Genomic DNA, 19,938 nt, shown 5'->3' with positions numbered 1-19,938 from the left:
ACAGGTCCTCTTAGAAGTTGTAGCCGATCTTGATCCGCACTTCGTTCTTGGTCTTCTCGATCAGGTGCAGGTGCGCCTCGGTTTGGTCTTCGTATTTTTCACCGCCACCGCGCAGCTGCTTGAACCAGGTGAAGGTGGCCCACCACTTCTGGCCCGCCCAGTGCACGCTGGGGCCGCCGAAGGTGGTCCAGCGCTCCAGGCCCACTTCGGTTTCGTACTCGGCCTCGCGCAGCAGCTCCGCACCGGCATACCAGCCCGGCGCAAAGCGATAGGAGATGCCGGTGCCCAGCTTGGTGGAGATCTCCATCTCCGGGTCGGTCGGCCAGTCAAAGCCTTCGGGCAGGTTGGCGATGGGCTTGCGTTTTTCATACGCCGCGCGCACGCCGATGTTGCCCACCCAGGTGAGCTGGCCTTCGAGAAAGTACTTCTGCGCCTGCAGCTCGCCTTCCACTTCGTATTCGGTCTTCTTCTGGCCGGAATGCCGGTCCAGGATGCCGTACTCGAAGGAGACCAGGCCGGAGAGGCCAAAGTCGTCCTTGGCGGGGCTGAGGAAGTTGTACTTGGCCGCCACTTCCAGGCCTTGCAGGCGCAGGCCGGTCTTGCGCTCGGCGGGCAGGTAGCCATCGATCAGCAGGCCGGAGGTGTTGATCGCCATCGCGTTCACTTCGGCGGACAGCTGGAAGCGGTCGGTCAGGCCGTATTCCACTTCCGTCTTGCTGTCCAGCGCGCGGTAGTGGCCGGCGCCCTTGTCGGAACGTTGAGTGAACCACTGGTACACCTCGCCGGCGCCCTTGGGCAGCGTTTCGGCGCCGCGCACATAACCGAACAGGTTTTCGTCGGCCAGGGCGGGCAGCGACAGCAGCGCCAACGCGCACACGGACAGGGAACGGGACCAGGACATTCGAAAACTCCAGCGCTCAGGATGCAAAGCGCGGAATCTTAACGCGAATGACTCTCATTCTCCAAAATCCCGCGCCAGGGCGGGATTCGGCTTACTTCAGCCCCTTGGGCAAGGGGAACTGCACATGCTCCTCCACGCCGTTCATCTTGCGCACCGACACCGCACCCATCGCCTTCAGCCGGTCGATCACCTGCTGCACCAGGATGTCGGGCGCGGAGGCACCGGCGGTCAGGCCAACTCGATGGCGCTCGGCGAACCACGCGGCCTGCAGGTCGTCGGCGCTGTCCACCATGTAGGCCGGCGTGCCCAGGCGCTCGGCCAGCTCGCGCAGGCGGTTGCTGTTGGAGCTGGTGGGGCTGCCCACCACCACCACCACGTCCACCTGCGGCGCCAGGATCTTCACCGCGTCCTGCCGGTTCTGGGTGGCGTAGCAGATGTCCTGTTTCTTGGGCTCGCGCACGTTCGGGAAACGCTGTTTCACCGCGGCCAGGATCTCGGCCGCGTCGTCCACCGACAGCGTGGTCTGCGTCACCACCGCCAGCTTGTCCGGCTTGGTCACCTGCACCCGTTGCACGTCGGCCACGTCCTCCACCAGGTAGATGCCGTCGGTGAGCTGGCCCATGGTGCCCTCCACCTCCGGGTGGCCCTTGTGGCCGATCATCACGAATTCGTAGCCTTCCTTGTGCAGCTTGGCCACTTCCACATGCACCTTGGTCACCAGCGGGCAGGTGGCATCGAACACGCTGAAGCCGCGCTCGGCCGCCTCGCGCCGCACGGCCTGGCTGACGCCATGCGCGCTGAACACCAGCACCGCACCGGGCGGCACCTCGGCCAGGTCCTCGATGAAGATGGCGCCCTTGGCCTTGAGGTCGTTCACCACATAGGTGTTGTGCACGATCTCGTGGCGCACGTAGATGGGCGCGCCGAACTTGGTGAGCGCACGTTCCACGATCTCGATCGCACGGTCGACGCCGGCACAGAAGCCGCGGGGCTCGGCGAGCAAAACATCATTCACCACGGACATGTTCACAGCACTCCGATCAGCTGCACTTCGAAGCTCACCGCTTCGCCCGCCAGCGGGTGGTTGAAGTCGAACAGCAGCCAGTCGCTGCCGACCTCGCGCACCACGCCGGCGTACGAGCCCTGCCCGTCCGGCGTGGGGAACTGCACCACGTCGCCGACGTTGTACTGCTCGTCAGGGTCGCCCAGCTGGTGCAGCAGCGCCAGCTTCACCCGCTGCAGCAGGTCAGGGCTGCGCTGGCCAAAGGCCTCGCCCGGCGCGAGCTCGAAGCGCGCATGCGTGCCCTCCTCCAGCCCCATGAGGCGCGCCTCCATGGCAGGCGCGAGCTCGCCGGTGCCCAGCGAGAGCGTGGCGGGCTTGTCGTTGAAGGTGTTGATCAGCTCGTCGCCATGCGGGCCGGTCAGGCGGTAGTGCAGGGTCAGGAACGACCCCGGTTGGACGGCATTCAAGGGAGGTGGGCGCGAGGGGGCGCGCTAAGGGCCTAGACTGGCTGCGATTTTACGAGCCAGGGTCTTTGACCCCATTTCATGCTGATCAAGGACTTGCCTGCCGCCCTGCGGCCGCGCGAAAAACTGCTGGCGCAAGGGCCCCAGGCACTGGCCGATGCCGAACTGGTGGCGCTGTTGCTGCGCACCGGCATCAAGGGCACGCCGGTGCTGCAGCTGGCGCAGCAACTGCTCGATGCCTTCGGCGGTTTTGCCGGCCTGCTGAACACCGCACCCGCGGACTTGAAGCGCATCAAGGGCCTGGGGCCGGCCAAGCGCGCCGAAGTGGCGGCGCTGTTGGAGATCGCGCGCCGCTCGCTGCGCCAGGAGCTGCGCAGCGCGCCCGCCTTCGATTCGCCGCAGACGGTGAAGGACTACCTCAGCCTGCACCTCGCACAGCTGCCCTACGAGGTGTTCGCCGTGCTGTTCCTGGACGGCCAGCATCGCCTGCTGCAGCTGGAGGAGATGTTTCGCGGCACGCTCTCACAGACCAGCGTCTACCCACGGGAGATCGTGCGCCGCGCAATGAGCCTGAACGCCGGCGCGGTGATCCTGGCGCACAACCATCCTTCAGGCGTGGCCGAACCGTCGCGTGCGGACGAGCTGCTCACGCAGGCGCTGAAGAGCGCGCTGGCGCTGGTGGACGTGCGCGTGCTCGACCACCTGGTGATCGCACGCGCCGGCGTGGTGTCTTTCGCGGAGCGCGGGCTGTTGTGAAACTGCGCGCGCTGTCGGAGCTGAAGGCGCTGAAGATGCAGCTGGACCACGCCCGACGCGAAGCCGCCGAGCTGGAGGCCCAGCAGCGCGCGCTCGAACAGCGCCAGCTGCGTGAACGCGAACTGTTCGCCCGCTCCGTGGGCCCGGTGCACCGCCTGAAGGACCGGCGCCTGGCCGAGCTGCAGCGCCACCTGCCCTTGCCCCTGCCGCGCCAGCGCGAGCTCGACGAACGCGCTGCGCTGCGCGAGGCGCTCTCCGATGAGATGGACGTGGAGCGCCTGCTGGAAACCGACGAGGGCCTGAGCTTCCGGCGCAAGGGCATCGGCCCGGACGTGCTCAAGCGCCTGCGCCGCGGCGAGTGGGCGATCCAGGCCGAGGTGGACCTGCACGGCCTGCGCCGCGACGAAGCACGCGAGCGCCTGGGCGGCTTCCTGCGCGAAGCCGAGCGCCAGGGTTTTCGCTGCGTGCGCGTGGTGCACGGCAAAGGCCTGGGCTCGCCGGGCCGCACGCCGGTGCTAAAGGGCAAGGTGCGCGCGTGGCTGGTGCAGAAAGCCGACGTGCTGGCCTTCACCCAGGCGCGCGGCCCGGAAGGAGGCGCCGGCGCGCTGATCGTGCTGCTCAAGGGGCAGACAACGAGCTAACGATTCCGCATCCAGTCGGCAGTATTGAAGAACGATTCCGCCAGCCGGTCGGCCAGCGTCTCGTCAACACCCATCTCATGCATGGCTTGGTGCATGCACGCCAGCCACTGGTCCCTCTCCACGATGCCGATCGAAAACGGCAGGTGGCGCGCACGCAGGCGCGGATGGCCGAAACGTTCGATGTAGTGGTTGGGGCCGCCGAGCCAGCCGCAGAGGAACCAGTGCAGCTTGTCGCGCGAGCCGTCCAGCGTGGTGGGATGCACCGCGCGCAGCCGGGCATAGCCGGGCTCCAGGTCCATCAGGTCGTAGAAGCGGTCCACCAGCGCACGCACCGCGGCTTCGCCGCCCAGCCGCTCGTACGCGGTCGGCTTGTCTGCTGCCTTGTCGCTCACAACTCGACCAGCTTTTGCGCGAGGGCTCCGATGGCCTGGGCCGCGCTGGAGCCAGGGAAGCACTCCAGCAGCAACTGGCGCTTCTGCACCGCCTCGCGCACCGCCTGGTCGTTGGGGATCTCGCCCACCAGCTCCAGCTTCACCGGCGCATCGATCGCGGGGGACACATAACGGTCCACCACCTGCTGCAGCTGGCCGCGGATGACGCGGCCTTCGCCCGGGCGATTGGCCTGGTTGACCACGATCTGCATCGCACGGCGCGACTGCGTGGTGGCCAGCACCTTGATGGTGGCATAGGCATCGGTGAGCGAGGTGGGCTCTGGCGTGGCCACCACCAGCACATCGTCGGCCAGGGACACGGTGAACAGCACCACATCGGAGATGCCGGCGCCGGTGTCCAGCAGCACCCGGTCGAAACGCGGCGTGACGGTCTGCACCACGCTGAGGAACTGATCCCGCACCTCGGGCGTGAGGCGCGAGTACTCCACCATGCCGGAGCCCGCCAGCAGCACCGAGAACCCGCCCGGCGCGGCGAGGATGGCCTCGTCCAGCGGGTGCTTGCCGGTGAACACGTCGTGCAGCGTGATCTTGGGGTACAGGTTGAGCACCACGTCCAGGTTGGCCAGCCCCAGGTCGGCATCCAGCACCAGCACGCGCTCGCCCCGTCGCGCCAGCGCGGCGGCCAGGTTGGCCGAGACGAAGGTCTTGCCGACGCCCCCCTTGCCGCTGGTGACCGCGGTGATGCGGGCACGCCGGGGTGCGGGGTCGGGCAGAGGTGAACTCATTCGAGGTCCATAAACTGCGAGGTGCCGAACAGCAAGCCCTTTTCCTCGGCGCTCACCAGCGACACCGCGGTGGGTTCTATGCATACCCGGTTGCGGCCCTGGGCCTTGGCGCGGTAGAGCTGCAGGTCGGCCCGCTCACACCACACCGTGGCCGTGGAGCGTACCCACTGGGGCGCATACGCGCCACCGATGCTCACGCTCACATTGATCTCATGGCGTGGGGAGATGGCCACCGGCCGGTCGGCCACGCGGCGGCGGATGCGCTCGGCCACCGCCTCGCCGAAGGCCGGCGGGCAGTTGGGCAGGATGATGGCAAATTCCTCGCCGCCGATGCGGGCCACCGTGTCCATCGGGCGAACGCTGTCCTGCAGGGCGGCGGCCACCGCCTTGAGCACCAGGTCGCCCGCGGCATGGCCGCAGCGGTCGTTGACCTGCTTGAAATGGTCGATGTCGGCGGTCAGCAGCAGGGCCGGCTCGCCGGCGCGCGCCACCCGGTCGATCTCGCGCAAGAGCGCCACCTGGAAGTTGCGCCGGTTGGACAACCCCGTCAGCGCATCGCGGCTGGACAGGTCGCACAGGCCGTCGATCACCGCCTGCATCCAGGCCGCGCTGCCGGGTTCGCCCGCGGGCGCCGCCACACCGGACTGCTCCAGCAGCTGCAACGCCATCTCCAGCCGCAAGGCCTGCGGATCGGGAGTGGGGACTTGCGTTGGCGGGTTCAAGGCGGGCTTCTAAGCAGGTTCTCGCAGTCTAGCAGTCCCCCTTTTGGGGGATAAGCGGGGAGAAGACCGGTAAAGCTGACTCACTTCAGTTGGCGCCGGGGATGCCGATGACACCACTGAAGCCCACAGCCCTGGCCCAGCCCATGAACGATGTCCTGAACCCGCCCGCCGGCAGCCTGCCCGCCGACCGTGTCGAGCAGGAGTTCCCGTTCGGCAAGCCCGATTTCGATCGTGTGCGCCAACTCATCTACCAGCGTGCGGGCATCAGCCTGCATGCCGGCAAGCAGGCCATGGTGTACAGCCGCCTGTCGCGCCGCCTGCGCGAAACCGGGCACCGCAGCTTTGCGGACTACCTGCAATGGCTGGAAAGCCACAGCGGGCCCGCCGGCGAGGCGGAGTGGCAGGAGTTCATCAACTGCCTGACCACCAACCTCACCTCCTTCTTTCGTGAAGAACATCACTTCGTCGCCCTGGCGCAGGACTTGAAGGCCCGCGCGGGCAAGCCGCTGCGCGTGTGGTGCAGCGCCGCCTCCACCGGCGAGGAGCCCTACTCCATCGCGATGACGGTGGCCGAGACGCTGGGGGCCAATGCGCCGGTGAAGATCGTCGCGAGCGACATCGACACCAAGGTGCTGGCCACGGCGCAGCGCGGTGTGTACACCGCGGAGTCGCGCGGGCTGGATGCGCAGCGGCTGCACCGCCACTTCCTGCGCGGCACCGGCGCCAACGCCGGCCGCATCCGCGTGAAGCCCGAGCTGGCCAGGTTGATCGAGTTCCGGCCGTTCAACCTGATGTCGGCGCAGTGGGGCAGCCTGGGCGAGCCGTTCGACATCGTGTTCTGCCGCAACGTGATGATCTATTTCGACGCGCCCACCCAGCGCCGCGTGCTCGAACGCATGCACGGCGCCATGCGTCCCGGCGGCCTGCTGTACGTGGGCCACTCCGAAAACTTCACCGACGCACGGGACGTGTTCCGGCTGCGCGGCAAGACCATCTACGAACGCGTGTGACGAGCGGAAACGCACCCGTCTCAAGAACCACTGCGCCCTGCCGAAGACAACCACCATGCTCCGTCACCCTGTCCAGTCCGCCGTTGCCACAGCCGGCGGCTCGCTGCCTGGCCGCGCGCCCGCGGGCCCGTCCACGCGGCTCGAGCGCCTGAAGGGCCAGGCGCGCAAGCCGGGCGAAGCGTCCTTCTTCTTCTACGACGCGCACTTCAAGAACGATGCGGTCAAGGTGCTGCCGGGCGAGTACTACGTGGACAACGAGGACATGCTGGTCATGACCACGCTCGGGTCCTGCATCGCGGCCTGCCTGTGGGACCGCCAGGCCCGGGTGGGCGGCATGAACCATTTCATGCTGCCCGAGGGCGCGGGCGACTCCGGCCGCTACGGCTCCTACGCGATGGAACTGCTGATCAACGAGATGATGAAGCGCGGCGCCAGCCGCCAGACCATGGAAGCCAAGGTCTTTGGCGGCGGCGCGGTGATCAGCGGCATGAACACCATCAACGTGGGCGAGCGCAACACCGCCTTCGTGCTGGACTACCTGAAGCTCGAACGCATCCCGATCATGTCCAAGGACGTGCTGGACATCTATCCGCGCAAGGTGTGTTTCCTGCCGGCCAGCGGCAAGGCCATGGTCAAGCGGCTGCAGCCGTCGAATGCCGAGGCCCTGGTGGCGCAGGACAAGGCCGCGGCGCAGAAGGCCGTGCCGCAGAGCACCGGCGGCGGTTCGATCGATCTGTTTTAACGCGCCAGCAACGGGGAGCCCGACATGGCGAAGACACGAGTGGTGGTGGTGGACGATTCGGCGCTGGTTCGCAGCCTGCTGTCCGAGATCATCAACCGCCAGCCGGACATGGAATGCGTGGGCGCGGCGGCGGACCCTCTGGTGGCCCGCGAGATGATCCGCAACCTGGATCCGGACGTGATCACGCTGGACGTGGAGATGCCCCGCATGGACGGCATCGACTTCCTCTCCAAGCTGATGCGGCTGCGCCCCATGCCGGTGGTGATGGTGTCCACGCTGACCGAGCGTGGCGCCGACGTCACCATGCGTGCACTGGAGCTGGGTGCGGTGGACTTCGTCGCCAAGCCCAAGATCGGCGTGGCCAATGGCATGCGCCAGCTGTCGGAGGACATCACCGACAAGATCCGGGTGGCCGCCAAGGCGCAGGTGCGGCGTGCGAGCACGCCCCTGCCGAGCGTGACGGCCACCAACACCGCCTTGCCCAGCCGCCCGGCCCTGCCCACGCCGATCGGACGGCTGTCCACCGAGAAGATCGTCTTCATCGGCGCCTCCACCGGCGGCACCGAAGCGACCAAGGAAGTGCTGATGAACCTGCCGCCCGATGCGCCGGCGGTGGTGATCACGCAGCACATGCCGGCCGGCTTCACCACCAGCTATTCCAAGCGGCTGGACGGCCTGTGCCGCATCCGGGTGAAGGAGGCCACCGATGGCGAGCGGGTGCTGCCCGGCCACGCCTACATCGCCCCTGGTGGCCTGCACCTGAGCGTGGAGCGCTCGGGTGCCAACTACATCGCCCGCGTGCGCGACGGCGATCCGGTGAACCGGCACAAACCGTCGGTCGAGGTGCTGTTTCTCTCCGCCGCCCGCGTGGTGGGGCCCAACGCGGTGGGCATCATGCTCACGGGCATGGGCGGGGATGGCGCACGGGCCATGCGCGAGATGCGCGATGCCGGCAGTTTCAACGTCTGCCAGGATGAAGCCAGCTGCGTGGTCTTCGGCATGCCGCGCGAGGCCATCAACCATGGCGCGGCCAATGAAGTGCTGCCCTTGCAGCAGATCGCCCCGCGGGTGATCGAGCATCTGCGCAGCACGGCCGGTGTGTCCCTGAATCGGGTGTAGCCGCTTCGACCCGCGACACCGGACGCCCGGCGTTTGCAAGCCATGCGCGGCGCCGTGCCCAAGGGGCACGGCTGTGGCGTTCAGAACGCCGAGCGGTCGAACAGGCCGGTGCTGCCCACGCGCAACTCCACCACCGACACGTGGTCGGCGTCGCGGCGCGCGGCCGCTTCCACCCGCAGCCAGTCGGGCGCGCCGATGTCGCGCAGGGTGCGGTCACTCAGGCCGGTGGCGGTGTCCAGGTCCCAGACCTCGCGCACATCGTGCGCCCGGCCGGCCACGGCCGCAGCCAGCGCAGCCCATGCGCTCTTCGATGCGGCGGCGACGCTTTGCAACCAGCGCACGGGCAGCGGGCGCGACAGCGGGATCGGGCGCGGTAGGGTGGCAGCTTGCATGGTGACGGCTCCAGATCGGTTTGCAATGCTGGTGAGAATAGTTGTCCACCACGCCCGATGGAATCGAATTGTTCCGGCCAATCTGGTGAGGTAAGCTAACCAGTATGCCTCGCTTGCCCCGCCTGCCCCTGCAGAACCTGGCCGCCTTCCGCGCCGCCGCCCGGCTGCAGAACCTGCGTGCCGCCGCCGAGGAACTGAGCCTCACCCATGGTGCGGTGAGCCAGCAGATCCGCGGGCTGGAGGAGCAGCTCGGTTTCGAGCTCTTCCACCGCCACGGCCGCCGCATCGAGCTCAACGCCGCCGGCGAGGCGCTGCTGCAGGGTGTGGAGCGGGCCTGGGTGCACCTGGACGACGCGGTGCACATGGCCGCCGCTGCCAGCGGCAGCACCGAACTGCGCCTTCGCCTGACCACCCTGCCCTCGTTCGCGCAGCATTGGCTGATGCCCCGCATCGCGCGCTGGCGCGACCGCCATCCGGACATCGCGCTGGAACTCGAAGCCTCGCACCGCGTGATCGACCTCCAGCGCGAAGGTTTCCATGCCGCGGTGCGCCAAGGCCGCGGACCCTGGCCGGGGCTGCAGAACGAGCTGCTGGCGGAATCACCCTTTGTCGCCGTCGGCGCCCCGGCCACCGCACGGCGGCTGATCGGCGCGCCGCCGGAGGCGCTGGCCGAGGAGCCACTGCTGGGCGACGTGGACTCATGGACCGAATGGTTCGCCGCCTTCGGCATCAAGCGCCGCATCGTGCCGGTGGCCAGCTTCAACGACGCCGGGCTGATGCTGCAGGCGGCCGAACAGGGCCTGGGCATCGCGCTGGCGCGCGAGCTGCTGGCTGCCGATGCGCTGGCTGACAACCGGCTGATGCGGCTGTCCTCCCGCTCCATCACCCTGGAGGGCGTCTACAACTACCACCTGGTCTACCCGCTTGCGCTGCGCGACTGGCCGCCGCTGGTGGCGCTGCGCGGCTGGCTGATGGAGGAGCTGGAAGCCTCCGGCGCCCGCTGCCGCGAGAAGGCGGCATAACAGTTCGCGTCAAGCGGGCAGGAACAACGCCTGCAGGTCGCTCAGGAAATCGAAGCCGCGCTCGGTGGGCCAGGCCCGCACGAAGTCGCGCGCCAGCAGGCCCTTGGCTTCGGCCGCCTCCAGCGCACGCTGGATCGCGGTGATCGGCAGCCCGGTGCGTTCGCTGAACTGGGCCAGCTCGAAGCCATCTTTCAGGCGCAGCGCATTGAGCATGAACTCGAACGGCAGCTGCTCGCGGCTGACCTCGTGTTCATTGGACACCGCCTCGCCGGCCAGAGCGTTGGCCATGTAGGCCGCCGGCTCGCGCCAGCGCACTTGGCGCACGATGCGATGCGGAAAGCTCAGCTTGCCGTGGGCGCCGGCGCCAATGCCGAGGTAGTCGCCGAACTGCCAGTAGTTGAGGTTGTGCACGCAGCGATGGCCGGGCCGGGCGAAGGCGGACACCTCGTAGCGCTGCAGGCCGCGGGCGGCGGTGCGCTGGGCGATCAGGTCCAGCATGTCGGAGGCCGTGTCGTCGTCCGGCAGCACCGGAGGATGCGTTGCAAAGAAGGTGTTCGGCTCCAGCGTGAGGTGGTAGATCGACAGGTGCGGCGGCTCGAAGGCCAGCGCCTGGTCCAGGTCGCGCTGCAGTGCGGCCAGGTCCTGCCCGGGCAGCGCATACATCAGGTCGATGTTGAAGGTGTCGAAGGCAGCACGCGCTTCGTCCACCGCGGCCCGCGCCTGCTGTGCGTCGTGCACGCGGCCGATGCGTCGAAGCGCCGCGTCGTCGAAGCTCTGCACGCCCACTGACAGCCGCGTCACGCCGGCCTGGCGAAAGCCGCGGAAGCGGTCGCGCTCGAAGGTGCCGGGGTTGGCCTCCAGCGTCACCTCGCAGCCCGGCTCCAGGGGCAGGCGCGCGCGGATGTCAGCGAGCAGGCGGTCGATGCTGTCGGGCGAGAACAGGCTGGGCGTGCCACCGCCGATGAAGATGCTGTGCACCCGGCGGCCCCAGACCAGCGGCAGCGCGGCCTCGAGGTCAACGCGCAGTGCATCGAGGTACTGCGTTTCAGGCAGCACGCCGCCTGGCCGCTGCTCATGCGAGTTGAAGTCGCAGTAGGGGCACTTCTTCAGGCACCAGGGCAGGTGCACATAGAGCGACAGCGGTGGCAGCGCGCCCAGGCGCAGGGTGCCGTCGCGCAGGAAGCGGTCGGCCGCCGCGGCGCCCGCAGGCGCCCCACGGACAGGGATGGCACCCAGAGCGGCCTCGGCGGAGCGCTGGGGGTCGCGGTCAGCCAAGATGCCACACCTCGCGCATCAGGGCCAGCATCTGCCGCGCCGCAATGGCGCGGTGCGAGTGCTCGTTCTTCAGCTGCGGCGTCAACTCGGCGACGGTCTTGCCCAAGGCGGGAATCCACATCAGCGGGTCATAACCAAAACCCCCGCTGCCCTGGCGTGCCTTCAGCACTTCACCGTCCCAGCGGCCAAAGGCGATGAGCGGCTCCGGGTCGGTGGCGCTGCGCACCGCGACGAGCGCGCTCACGAAGCGCGCGCGCCGGTCCTTCGCATCGGCCAGCTGCCGCAGCAATGTGTCGTTGTTGGCTTCGTCGTCGCGCACGCCGCCGAACAGCGTGGCGTAGCGCGCCGACTGCACGCCCGGTGCTCCGCCGAGTGCGTCCACGCACAAGCCGGAATCATCGGAGATGGCCGCGCTGCCGCTCGCCTGCGCGGCGTGGCGCGCCTTCGCCAGCGCGTTCTCAACGAAGGTGACATGCGGCTCCTCGGCTTCGGAGATGCCGAGCGCGCCCTGGTTCACCAGCTCCAGCCCAAGCGGCGCAAACAAGGTCTGCAGCTCGATCAGCTTCTTGGCGTTGTTGGAGGCGAGCACCAGGCGCATGGCGGGTTCTTTCACACCTTCTCAGGACCCGAGCGCGCGCTTCTGCGCGGCCACCAGCTCGCCGATGCCCTTGCCCGCCAGCGCCAGCAACTGGTCCATCTGCGCGCGCGAGAACGGCAGGCCCTCGGCCGTGCCCTGCACTTCCACGAAGCCGCCGCTGCCGGTCATCACCACATTCATGTCGGTGTCGCAGCCCACGTCTTCCACGTATTCCAGGTCGAGCAGCGGCGTGTCCTCCACCAGGCCCACCGAAATGGCGGCGACGAAATCGCGGATGGGCGTATTCACGATGCGCCCCTGCTGCTGCAGCCAGCTCACCGCATCGTGCGCAGCCACGAACGCGCCGGTGATGGCCGCGGTGCGGGTGCCGCCGTCGGCCTGGATCACGTCGCAGTCCAGCAGGACGCTGCGCTCGCCCAGCGCCGCGAGGTCGAACACCGCCCGCAGCGACCGGCCGATCAGGCGCTGGATCTCCTGCGTGCGCCCGCTCTGCTTGCCTCGCGCCGCTTCACGGTCGCCACGCGTGTGCGTGGCACGCGGCAGCATGCCGTACTCGGCCGTCACCCAGCCTTCCCCACTGCCACGCTTGTGCGGCGGCACCTTTTCCTCGACCGAAGCCGTGCACAGCACCTTGGTTTCGCCAAAAGCGACCAGCACCGAGCCTTCGGCATGCCTGGTGTAGTGGCGGGTGATGGTGACCGGGCGCAGCGAATCGTGTGCGCGGCCGTTGGAGCGTTGGAATGTCATGAGGCCGATTGTCCGCGATCGACGAAACGCACCATCGAGTGCGCCCCATGCCGTTTCACCGCAAGACGCCGTGAGCACCTCACCGGCCGCACGGCCGGCCCACATTCATGCTGGAGTCCCCTCCTGGAGGGGGCGCGGGGGAGCCCGACGGTCGGCCGGAGGCAATCGCCGGGCGGCACAGAGAAAAGGCGTCAGCCTTTTTTCTGTGATGACCGGCGAATTGCCTCGTTGATTTCGCGGATCGACCGCTCGATCTCCGCCTCGTCCAGCTCGTCCGCCGGCTCCTGGCCCAGCACGCTGGCCTGGATGGTGGACGCGAACACTTCTTCGCCCAAGGTCTGGGTGGAGATGCCGCCGGTGGAATCGCCGTCTTCGGCGGACTCCCATTCGACCGAAATCACCGTCACGTTGTCGCTCTTGGGGCCACCCTTGCGCAGGGCCTGCTCCACCAGCTCGGGCACCGCGTCGTGGATCGGGCGCTCGGCCAGCTGGGCGGTGATCTCGGCGTCGTCCACCGTGCCCCACAGGCCGTCGGAGCACAGCAGGATGCGGTCGCCCGATTGCAGCAGCATCGGGCCGGCGGTGTCCACCACCGGCTTGCCCGGCGAACCCAGGCATGTGAAGAGCACGTTGCGGTTGAAACGCTCGCCGATGGGCACCACCTGGGCCAGCGTCTCCTGCAGCTCGGAATAGGAATGGTCGCGCGTGCGGGCGATCAGCTTGTCGCCACGCACCAGGTACAGGCGCGAATCACCGCAGTGCGCCCAATAGGCCGCGTTGCCCTGCAACAGGCAGGCGACGATGGTGGTGCGCGGGGTGTCGATCAAGGCCCGTTCGGTGGCGTAGCGCAGCAGCTGGTGGTGGCCTGCGATCACCGCATCGTGCAGGAAACGCAGCGGGTCCTTCAGCGTGGGTTTCGCATCGCGCTGGAACAGCGCCGCCAGCGTCTGCAGGGCCAGCTGGGACGCCACTTCGCCTTCCGGATGGCCGCCCATGCCGTCGGCCAGCGCGAACAGGCCCGAATCCCGCGTGTAGCAATAGCCCATGCGGTCTTCGTTCTTTTCGCGGCCGCCTTTACGGCTGACCTGGTAGACGGTGAACCTCATGTGGAAGTGGTGGTGTGCTGACCCATGGTGCGCCCCGGATCATGCATTGGAAATGCCGGCCCGCCCCCGCGTTCCCCCAAATTAGGGGTAGCGACCAGGGGCACTACTTCACGCTGGGCGGGATCACGGCTTGGCGCCGGTCTTCAGGTTCTCCAGTTGCAGCTTCAGGCGTTCGCTGAAGCTCAACTTGGTATAGCGGCGCTCGGTTTCGCGCGCCAGCTCTTTTTGCAGCGCGAACACGCTCTGCGGGCGCGACAGCGGGTCCAGCGACATGCACCACTCCGTCACCTCGATGAGGTTGTCGGAATACACATTGCGCAGGCGCGAAAGGCTGAGCGCCAGGCGGTCCTTCTCGATGCGCTGGGGCGCGTCGTTGGGCGGGTAGCCCTGCATGCAGGCGTAGATGCACGCGCCGATGGCGTAGATGTCCGTCCAGGGGCCCAGCGTGCCATCGCGGCGGTACATCTCGGGCGCCGCAAAACCCGGCGTGTACATCGGGCGGATGAAGTTGCCTTCCTTGGAAAGCACCTCGCGCGCCGCACCGAAATCGAGCAGCACCGCCTTGTTGTCGTTGGTGATGAAGATGTTGGCCGGCTTGATGTCCAGGTGCAGCATCTTGTGCTGGTGCACGATGCGCAAGCCGCGCAGGATCTCGTCGAACAGGCTGCGGATGGTGGACTCGCGGAACACCTTGTCGCGCTTCATGTCGCGCGCGGTGACGATGAAATCCTGCAGGGTGTCGCCCTGCAGGTAGTTCATCACCATGTAAACGGTTTCGTTCTCGCGGAAAAAGTTCAGCACCGACACCACGCTGGGGTGCGAAATCTGCGCGAGCGAGCGGCCTTCTTCGAAGAAGCTTTTCAGGCCCAGGCGATACAGCGGCTGCTTTTCAGGTTTGACCCGGGGGGTGAGTTCACCCGGGGAACGCTCGGCCAGCGAGGAAGGCAGGTATTCCTTCAAGGCCACCAGGTGGCGCTGCTCGTCCTCGGCGAGGTAGACCACGCCAAAACCCCCTGCTGCCAGTTTCTTGACGATCTGGTAGCCGCCGACCACGGTGCCTGCAGGCAACGGGGCGGGTTTTGGCTTTGACATAATCGAAGTTTGCTTTCTGGGCGAATAGTCGATGGCAGTTTACAGCATGACCGGTTATGCCAGCGCCACGGTGGGTGCGGCTGCCGCGGCCGCCTCCGGCGCGGAAACGCCGGGCGTCAGCGGCGCCGGGGTCACGATCGAGATGCGCTCCGTGAACGGGCGTTTCCTGGACCTCAGTTTTCGCATGCCGGACGATCTGCGCGGCCTGGAACCGGCATTGCGCGACATCATCGCCGCGGTGGTTCGACGCGGAAAGATCGAACTTCGGCTCTCAACCCATCGAGATGCCGACAACAACTGGCCCACGCCCACACCGGACCAGCTCAACCGGCTGGCGCGCCTGGAAGGCTCGGTGCAGAACTGGCTGCCCAAGGCCCAGCCGCTGTCGGTGAACGAGGCGCTGCAGTGGTGCCGTGGCGGCGGCACGGCGGAACGGCTGGACGAGGCGGCCCTGGAGGCCGCCAAGCGCTGCGCCGCCGGGCTGCGCGAAGCCCGCGCCCGGGAAGGCGACCGGCTGGTGAGTGTGCTGATGGAGCGCATCGCCCGCCTGCGTGAACTGGCTGGCCAGGCCGAGCCGCTGGTGCCGCAGGTGGTGCAGCGCCAGCAGGAGCGCTTTCTCGAGCGCTGGCAGGAGGCGCTGCTCGCCTCCGGCGCCGCCGCCAGCGTGCCGGCCGAGGCCCTGCAGGAGCGCGCGCTCAATGAAGCGGCCGCCTACGCCATCCGCATCGACGTGGCCGAGGAACTCGCCCGGCTGAAGGCGCACCTGGACGAAATCACCCGCCTGCTGCATTCCGGCGGAGAGGTGGGCAAGCGGCTGGATTTCCTCATCCAGGAGTTACACCGCGAGGCCAATACCCTGGGCTCCAAATCCTCCGCACTGGAGCTCACGAATATCTCGGTGGAAATGAAAGTCGCCATCGAACAGATGCGCGAACAGGTGCAGAACCTCGAGTAGGGCTGGCCCACCCGACGACCTGCGGCCGCCCCCTCAAGGGGCAACACCGGCGGCCCGGCGGCGCCGGATCCGCGGTGTTCTGCTGGGCTTGCGGCCGTTGGACACGGCGCAAATGAACGCGGGCGGGGATTCGGTCACTGATCCGTGGCGCAGGAAAACTTAAACTCAGGCATGCAAACCCCGGGCAACCTGTTCGTCGTGGCCGCGCCGTCAGGCGCCGGCAAGTCCAGCCTCGTGAAGGCGCTGCTGGAACTGGATTCGCATCTGGCGGTGTCGGTGTCCCACACCACCCGCAAGCCGCGCGGCCAGGAGCAGCACGGGCGGGAATACTGGTTCGTCGATACCGACACCTTCCGTTCGATGATCGAACGGGGGGAGTTTTTCGAATGGGCTGAGGTGCACGGCAACCTCTACGGCACCTCGCGCAAGGCGATCGAGGACCGCCTGAACCGCGGCGAGGACGTGGTGCTGGAGATCGACTGGCAGGGCGCACTGCAGATCAAGCAGCTCTTCCAGGACGCGGTGCTGATCTTCATCCTGCCGCCCAGCTACGAGGAACTGCTGCAGCGCCTGCACCGGCGTGGCGAGGACGGCCCCGACGTGATCGCCCAGCGCATGGTGAACGCCCGGCTGGAGGTGGCGCAGGCCTGCCACTTCGACTTCGTTATAATCAACGCTCTGTTCGAGACGGCGCTTTTCGACCTGAAGACCGTCGTCCACTCCCAGCGTCTGAAATACGCTGCGCAGCGCAAAGCCAAGTCGCAGGTGTTCGCTGCCCTCAACCTGATCTAGCCTGAGAAAAGCACATGGCCCGCATCACCGTCGAAGATTGCCTGCAAAAGATTCCCAACCGCTTCCAGCTCGTGCTGGCGGCCACCTACCGCGCCCGCATGCTGAGCCAGGGCCACGCGCCCAAGATCGACAGCAAGAACAAGCCCGGCGTGACCGCGCTGCGCGAGATCGCCGAAGGCGCCGTCGGCATTGAGATGCTGCGCAAAGTGCCCGTCTGATACGGCTGCTTGACCCGCAGACCAAGGGGCGCTTCGGCGCCCTTTCTGCATTTTGGGAAGGGCGCATGCGCGCCCTTTGTGCTTTTCGGTACATCCCCTCGGCCGTGTTCGGCGTGCGCGCCTGATAAATTCGGGCGCATGGGCATTCGCTCCTTCGCCGCTGAACACCTGTTGCCAGGCTTGCCGCGCTTTGGCGGCACCGCGCCTGCGGCGAGCAGCAGCGCCACCGACAAGGCCGAAGCCGCCTCCTTCGCCACCCTCACCGCCAAGCTCGACTACCTGGGCAAGGCCGACATCAAGCGGGTGCGCGACGCCTACAAGTTCGCCGACGAGGCGCACCTGGGCCAGTTCCGCGCCAGCGGCGAGCCGTACATCACCCACCCGATCGCGGTGGCCGGCCTGTGCGCCGACTGGCGGCTGGACGTGCAGGCCATCATGGCCGCGCTGATGCACGACGCGATGGAAGACTGCGGCATCAACAAGACCGAGCTGATCGAGCGCTTTGGCGCGCCGACGGCCGACTTGGTGGACGGCCTCACCAAGCTGGACAAGCTGCACTTCTCCACCCGCGAGGAGTCGCAGGCGGAGAGCTTCCGCAAGATGCTGCTGGCAATGGCGCGCGACGTGCGCGTCATCCTCATCAAGCTGGCCGACCGGCTGCACAACATGCGCACCATGGGTGCGATGACGGCGGAAAAACGGCTGCGCATCGCGCGCGAAACCCTGGACATCTACGCCCCCATCGCGCACCGGCTGGGCCTGAACCAGACCTACCGCGAGCTGCAGGAGCTGTCCTTCGAGCACCTGCACCCGTGGCGCCACGCCGCGCTCACCAAGGCGGTGCAAAAAGCCCGTGGGCATCGGCGCGACATCGTGGAGCGTGTGCAGCGCGACGTGGAAAAGGCCTTCGGCGCCGCCAAGATGAAGGTGCTGGTGTCCGGCCGCGAGAAGACGCTGTACTCCATCTACCGCAAGATGCGCGAAAAGCACGCCGGCTTTGCGCAGGTGAACGACATCTTCGGCTTCCGCATCGTCACGCACACGCTGCCGGAGTGCTACCTGGCGCTGGGCGTGCTGCACCAGCTGTACAAGCCGGTGCCGGGCCGCTTCAAGGACTACATCGCCATCCCCAAGGCCAACGGCTACCAGTCGCTGCACACCACGCTGGTCAGCCCGCTGGGCACGCCGGTGGAGTTCCAGGTGCGCACCGAGCCCATGCATGCGGTGGCTGAAAAGGGCATCGCCGCGCACTGGCTCTACAAGGTGGACAAGGACGGGGTCTCTGAGGCGCAGCGCCTGGGTGCGATGTGGCTGCAAAGCCTGCTGGACATCCAGGACGAGACCCGCGACGCCGCCGAGTTCCTCGAGCACGTCAAGATCGACCTGTTCCCCGACGCGGTGTACGTCTTCACGCCGAAATCCAAGATCCTGGCGCTGCCGCGCGGCGCCACGCCGGTGGACTTCGCCTACGCCATCCACTCCGACATCGGCGACCACTGCGTGGCTTCCACCGTCAATGGCGAGCCGGTGGCGCTGCGCACCGAGCTGCGCTCCGGCGACGTGGTGGAGGTGATGACCGCCCCTGGCGCCCGGCCCAATCCCGGCTGGCTCAACTTCGTGCGCACCGGCCGCGCCCGCTCCAAGATCCGGCACTACCTGAAGAACATGGAGCAGGAGGAGTCGCGGGCGCTGGGTGAGAAGCTGCTGGCGCAGGCGCTGCGGGCCGAGGGCCTGAAGCTGCCGCCGGACGATCCCGCCAATGAATCCGCCACTGCGTTGTGGGCCGCGGTCACGCGCTGGAGCGGCAACCGCAGCCGCGCCGAGCTGCTGGTCGACATCGGCCTGGGCCGCAAGATCCCCACCATCGTGGCCAAGCGCCTGGCGCAGCTGATGGCCGACCAGGGCGAAAAGCCTGATGCCGTCACCCTGACCATGGGCCGCTATGCCGCCGACGACGCGGTGCCCACCCAGGGCCTGGTGGTGGTGGATGGCAGCGAGGGCGCCTCGGTGCGCCTGGCCACCTGCTGCCGCCCCATCCCGGGCGACCAGATCGTGGGCTACCTGGGCCGCGGCGAAGGCCTGGTGGTGCACACCGCCGAATGCGGCACCGGCAAGCGCCTGTTCGAGCGCGACAGCGAGCACTGGATGCACGTGGAGTGGGCCGAGGAGCTGGCCCGCGCCTTCGAGACCGCGGTGCAGGTGCTGGTGAGCAATGGCAAGGGTGTGCTGGCGCGGGTGGCGCAGGCGGTGAGCGCGGCAGAGGCCGACATCACCCACATCGACATGGGCGAGGAGCGCGCCGCCGAAACCACCGAGATCCGGCTGCTGATCAGCGTGCGCGACCGGCTGCACCTGGCCGACGTGCTGCGCACGCTCAAGCGCGCGCCCTCGGTGCTGCGCGCCCAGCGCGTCAAGCCCTGAGGCGCGCCGCGCCGGCGTAACTAGTTCACTCCTGCGCGCCGACATTGTTCATCGCGGCGGGCACACCGGCTGCCTACAGTGCACCCATGCACGCAGCAGAACAAAGCGCCCCCCCGACGCAAGCCGGCCCGTCGCGGCGCCACCGCTTCCATCGCCTGCCCGGCGAGCTGATCGAGACGTGGCGCCTGAACGACGGCACCCGGCTGATCTGGCGCCCCGTGCATCCGCAGGACGAAGCCCTGCTCGCCGCCTTCGTGGCCGGGCTGTCGCGCCAGACGCGTTTCGAGCGCTTCCTGGGCGCGGTGAACGCCCCCACGCCCACCCTGCTGGCGCAGATGACACAGGTGGACTTCCGGCACCACCAGGCCTTCATCGCCACCCATGTGAGCGCGGAGCGCGAAACCATGATTGCCGACGCCCGCTTCGTGGTGGGCGCCGACGGCGAATCGGCTGACTTTGCGCTGGTGGTGGATGACCGCTGGCAAGGCCAGGGCATCGGCACCCACCTGCTGCACCTGCTGGCCGAAGCGGCGGCCCGGCGCGGCCTGCGCTGGCTGCGCGGCGACATGCGCGAGGACAACCTGCGGATGCTGGGCCTGATGAAGCGCAGCGGCTTCTTCCGCAGCCCGCATCCGGAGGACGAAGGCATGGTGCAGGCGGTGAAACTGCTGCTGCCGCCCTACCCCCAGTCCCCGTTCGTGGACACCGGTTTTGTGTCCGACCTGCCCGACGCGCCGCCGAACTGAGCAGCCTGCCCGCACACCAGTTCACGCTTCACGCGCCAT

Annotated in this window: 23 protein-coding genes; 11 read left to right on the top strand and 12 right to left on the bottom strand. The window is 67.9% G+C overall.

Going from position 1 to position 19,938, the window contains the following annotated elements:
- Positions 1–10: 10 nt before the first annotated feature.
- From VPH43_RS17880 to VPH43_RS17870, 3 genes are all read right to left on the bottom strand, one after another.
- A complete protein-coding gene (locus VPH43_RS17880) occupies positions 11–901 on the bottom strand; it encodes a DUF6662 family protein (RefSeq protein WP_328579094.1) in 891 nt (296 codons plus the stop codon).
- Positions 902–992: 91 nt separating this feature from the next.
- A complete protein-coding gene (ispH, locus tag VPH43_RS17875; protein ID WP_328579093.1) occupies positions 993–1,925 on the bottom strand; it encodes a 4-hydroxy-3-methylbut-2-enyl diphosphate reductase in 933 nt (310 codons plus the stop codon).
- Positions 1,926–1,927: 2 nt separating this feature from the next.
- Positions 1,928–2,371 (bottom strand): FKBP-type peptidyl-prolyl cis-trans isomerase, encoded by a 444-nt coding sequence (locus tag VPH43_RS17870; protein WP_328579092.1) that lies wholly within the window; start codon positions 2,369–2,371, stop codon positions 1,928–1,930.
- A 78-nt stretch (positions 2,372–2,449) separates the two neighbouring features.
- On the opposite strand from VPH43_RS17870, the gene radC reads away from it, so the two are divergent.
- Together radC and VPH43_RS17860 are read left to right on the top strand one after the other, a co-directional pair.
- Positions 2,450–3,124 (top strand): RadC family protein, encoded by a 675-nt coding sequence (radC, locus tag VPH43_RS17865; RefSeq protein WP_328579091.1) that lies wholly within the window; start codon positions 2,450–2,452, stop codon positions 3,122–3,124.
- Entirely contained in the window at positions 3,121–3,765 is a 645-nt protein-coding gene (locus VPH43_RS17860; RefSeq protein WP_328579090.1) for a Smr/MutS family protein, read from the top strand. The genes radC and VPH43_RS17860 overlap by 4 nt, the downstream gene beginning before the upstream one ends.
- On the opposite strand, the gene VPH43_RS17855 is transcribed toward VPH43_RS17860, so the two are convergent.
- From VPH43_RS17855 to VPH43_RS17845, 3 genes are read right to left on the bottom strand one after another with little or no spacing between them, the layout of a single operon-like run.
- Positions 3,762–4,157, bottom strand: coding sequence for a group II truncated hemoglobin (locus tag VPH43_RS17855; protein WP_328579089.1), 396 nt, complete (start codon positions 4,155–4,157; stop codon positions 3,762–3,764). The two genes, VPH43_RS17860 and VPH43_RS17855, sit on opposite strands and share 4 nt — an antisense overlap.
- Positions 4,154–4,942: a MinD/ParA family protein gene (locus tag VPH43_RS17850; RefSeq protein WP_328579088.1), complete on the bottom strand. Its 789-nt coding sequence runs from the start codon at positions 4,940–4,942 to the stop codon at positions 4,154–4,156. Before VPH43_RS17850 ends, VPH43_RS17855 begins: the two co-directional genes overlap by 4 nt.
- Positions 4,939–5,610 (bottom strand): GGDEF domain-containing protein, encoded by a 672-nt coding sequence (locus tag VPH43_RS17845; RefSeq protein ID WP_328579313.1) that lies wholly within the window; start codon positions 5,608–5,610, stop codon positions 4,939–4,941. The genes VPH43_RS17850 and VPH43_RS17845 overlap by 4 nt, the downstream gene beginning before the upstream one ends.
- 197 nt (positions 5,611–5,807) lie before the next feature.
- Here VPH43_RS17845 and VPH43_RS17840 point away from each other — a divergent pair, with 197 nt between their 5' ends.
- From VPH43_RS17840 to VPH43_RS17830, 3 genes are read left to right on the top strand one after another with little or no spacing between them, the layout of a single operon-like run.
- Positions 5,808–6,674 (top strand): CheR family methyltransferase, encoded by an 867-nt coding sequence (locus VPH43_RS17840; RefSeq protein ID WP_328579087.1) that lies wholly within the window; start codon positions 5,808–5,810, stop codon positions 6,672–6,674.
- A 55-nt stretch (positions 6,675–6,729) separates the two neighbouring features.
- Positions 6,730–7,416, top strand: a complete 687-nt coding sequence (gene cheD, locus VPH43_RS17835) for a chemoreceptor glutamine deamidase CheD (protein ID WP_328579086.1) — start codon at positions 6,730–6,732, stop codon at positions 7,414–7,416.
- A gap of 24 nt (positions 7,417–7,440) precedes the next feature.
- A complete protein-coding gene (locus VPH43_RS17830) occupies positions 7,441–8,535 on the top strand; it encodes a protein-glutamate methylesterase/protein-glutamine glutaminase (RefSeq protein ID WP_328579085.1) in 1,095 nt (364 codons plus the stop codon).
- Between the two features lie 80 nt (positions 8,536–8,615).
- Here VPH43_RS17830 and VPH43_RS17825 read toward each other — a convergent pair whose 3' ends face one another.
- The gene (locus VPH43_RS17825) at positions 8,616–8,927 is read right to left on the bottom strand and encodes a hypothetical protein (protein ID WP_328579084.1); all 312 of its coding nucleotides are present in this window, start codon (positions 8,925–8,927) and stop codon (positions 8,616–8,618) included.
- 104 nt (positions 8,928–9,031) lie between these two features.
- On the opposite strand from VPH43_RS17825, the gene VPH43_RS17820 reads away from it, so the two are divergent.
- Positions 9,032–9,949, top strand: a complete 918-nt coding sequence (locus VPH43_RS17820; RefSeq protein ID WP_328579083.1) for a LysR substrate-binding domain-containing protein — start codon at positions 9,032–9,034, stop codon at positions 9,947–9,949.
- Positions 9,950–9,958: 9 nt separating this feature from the next.
- On the opposite strand, the gene hemW is transcribed toward VPH43_RS17820, so the two are convergent.
- The 5 genes from hemW to VPH43_RS17795 form a co-directional block, all read right to left on the bottom strand.
- A complete protein-coding gene (gene hemW / locus VPH43_RS17815; protein ID WP_328579312.1) occupies positions 9,959–11,176 on the bottom strand; it encodes a radical SAM family heme chaperone HemW in 1,218 nt (405 codons plus the stop codon).
- A gap of 40 nt (positions 11,177–11,216) precedes the next feature.
- Positions 11,217–11,822 carry an RdgB/HAM1 family non-canonical purine NTP pyrophosphatase gene (gene rdgB / locus VPH43_RS17810; protein ID WP_328579311.1) on the bottom strand — a complete coding sequence of 202 codons (606 nt, stop codon included), beginning with the start codon at positions 11,820–11,822 and terminating at the stop codon, positions 11,217–11,219.
- A 21-nt stretch (positions 11,823–11,843) separates the two neighbouring features.
- Positions 11,844–12,569, bottom strand: coding sequence for a ribonuclease PH (gene rph / locus VPH43_RS17805; RefSeq protein WP_328579082.1), 726 nt, complete (start codon positions 12,567–12,569; stop codon positions 11,844–11,846).
- A 191-nt stretch (positions 12,570–12,760) separates the two neighbouring features.
- The gene (locus VPH43_RS17800; RefSeq protein WP_328579081.1) at positions 12,761–13,675 is read right to left on the bottom strand and encodes a PP2C family protein-serine/threonine phosphatase; all 915 of its coding nucleotides are present in this window, start codon (positions 13,673–13,675) and stop codon (positions 12,761–12,763) included.
- A gap of 123 nt (positions 13,676–13,798) precedes the next feature.
- On the bottom strand, positions 13,799–14,767 hold the full coding sequence (locus VPH43_RS17795) for a serine/threonine protein kinase (RefSeq protein ID WP_328579080.1): 969 nt from the start codon (positions 14,765–14,767) through the stop codon (positions 13,799–13,801).
- Between the two features lie 31 nt (positions 14,768–14,798).
- Here VPH43_RS17795 and VPH43_RS17790 point away from each other — a divergent pair, with 31 nt between their 5' ends.
- The 5 genes from VPH43_RS17790 to VPH43_RS17770 all read left to right on the top strand — a co-directional run bounded on the left by VPH43_RS17790 (position 14,799) and on the right by VPH43_RS17770 (position 19,899).
- Positions 14,799–15,722 (top strand): YicC/YloC family endoribonuclease, encoded by a 924-nt coding sequence (locus VPH43_RS17790; RefSeq protein ID WP_328579079.1) that lies wholly within the window; start codon positions 14,799–14,801, stop codon positions 15,720–15,722.
- Positions 15,723–15,893: 171 nt separating this feature from the next.
- On the top strand, positions 15,894–16,514 hold the full coding sequence (gmk, locus tag VPH43_RS17785; RefSeq protein WP_328579078.1) for a guanylate kinase: 621 nt from the start codon (positions 15,894–15,896) through the stop codon (positions 16,512–16,514).
- A 14-nt stretch (positions 16,515–16,528) separates the two neighbouring features.
- Entirely contained in the window at positions 16,529–16,732 is a 204-nt protein-coding gene (gene rpoZ, locus VPH43_RS17780) for a DNA-directed RNA polymerase subunit omega (protein ID WP_328579077.1), read from the top strand.
- A gap of 138 nt (positions 16,733–16,870) precedes the next feature.
- Positions 16,871–19,153 (top strand): RelA/SpoT family protein, encoded by a 2,283-nt coding sequence (locus VPH43_RS17775; protein ID WP_328579076.1) that lies wholly within the window; start codon positions 16,871–16,873, stop codon positions 19,151–19,153.
- Between the two features lie 86 nt (positions 19,154–19,239).
- Complete coding sequence (locus VPH43_RS17770; protein ID WP_328579075.1) at positions 19,240–19,899, top strand: GNAT family N-acetyltransferase; 660 nt, start codon at positions 19,240–19,242, stop codon at positions 19,897–19,899.
- Positions 19,900–19,938: the final 39 nt, after the last annotated feature.

The sequence above is a fragment of the Ideonella sp. BN130291 genome (assembly GCF_036231905.1).
GTDB lineage: Bacteria > Pseudomonadota > Gammaproteobacteria > Burkholderiales > Burkholderiaceae_C > CAMLIZ01.
The sequence above is the reverse complement of the archived record's forward strand: the minus strand, read 5'-3'. Positions and strand labels throughout refer to the sequence as shown.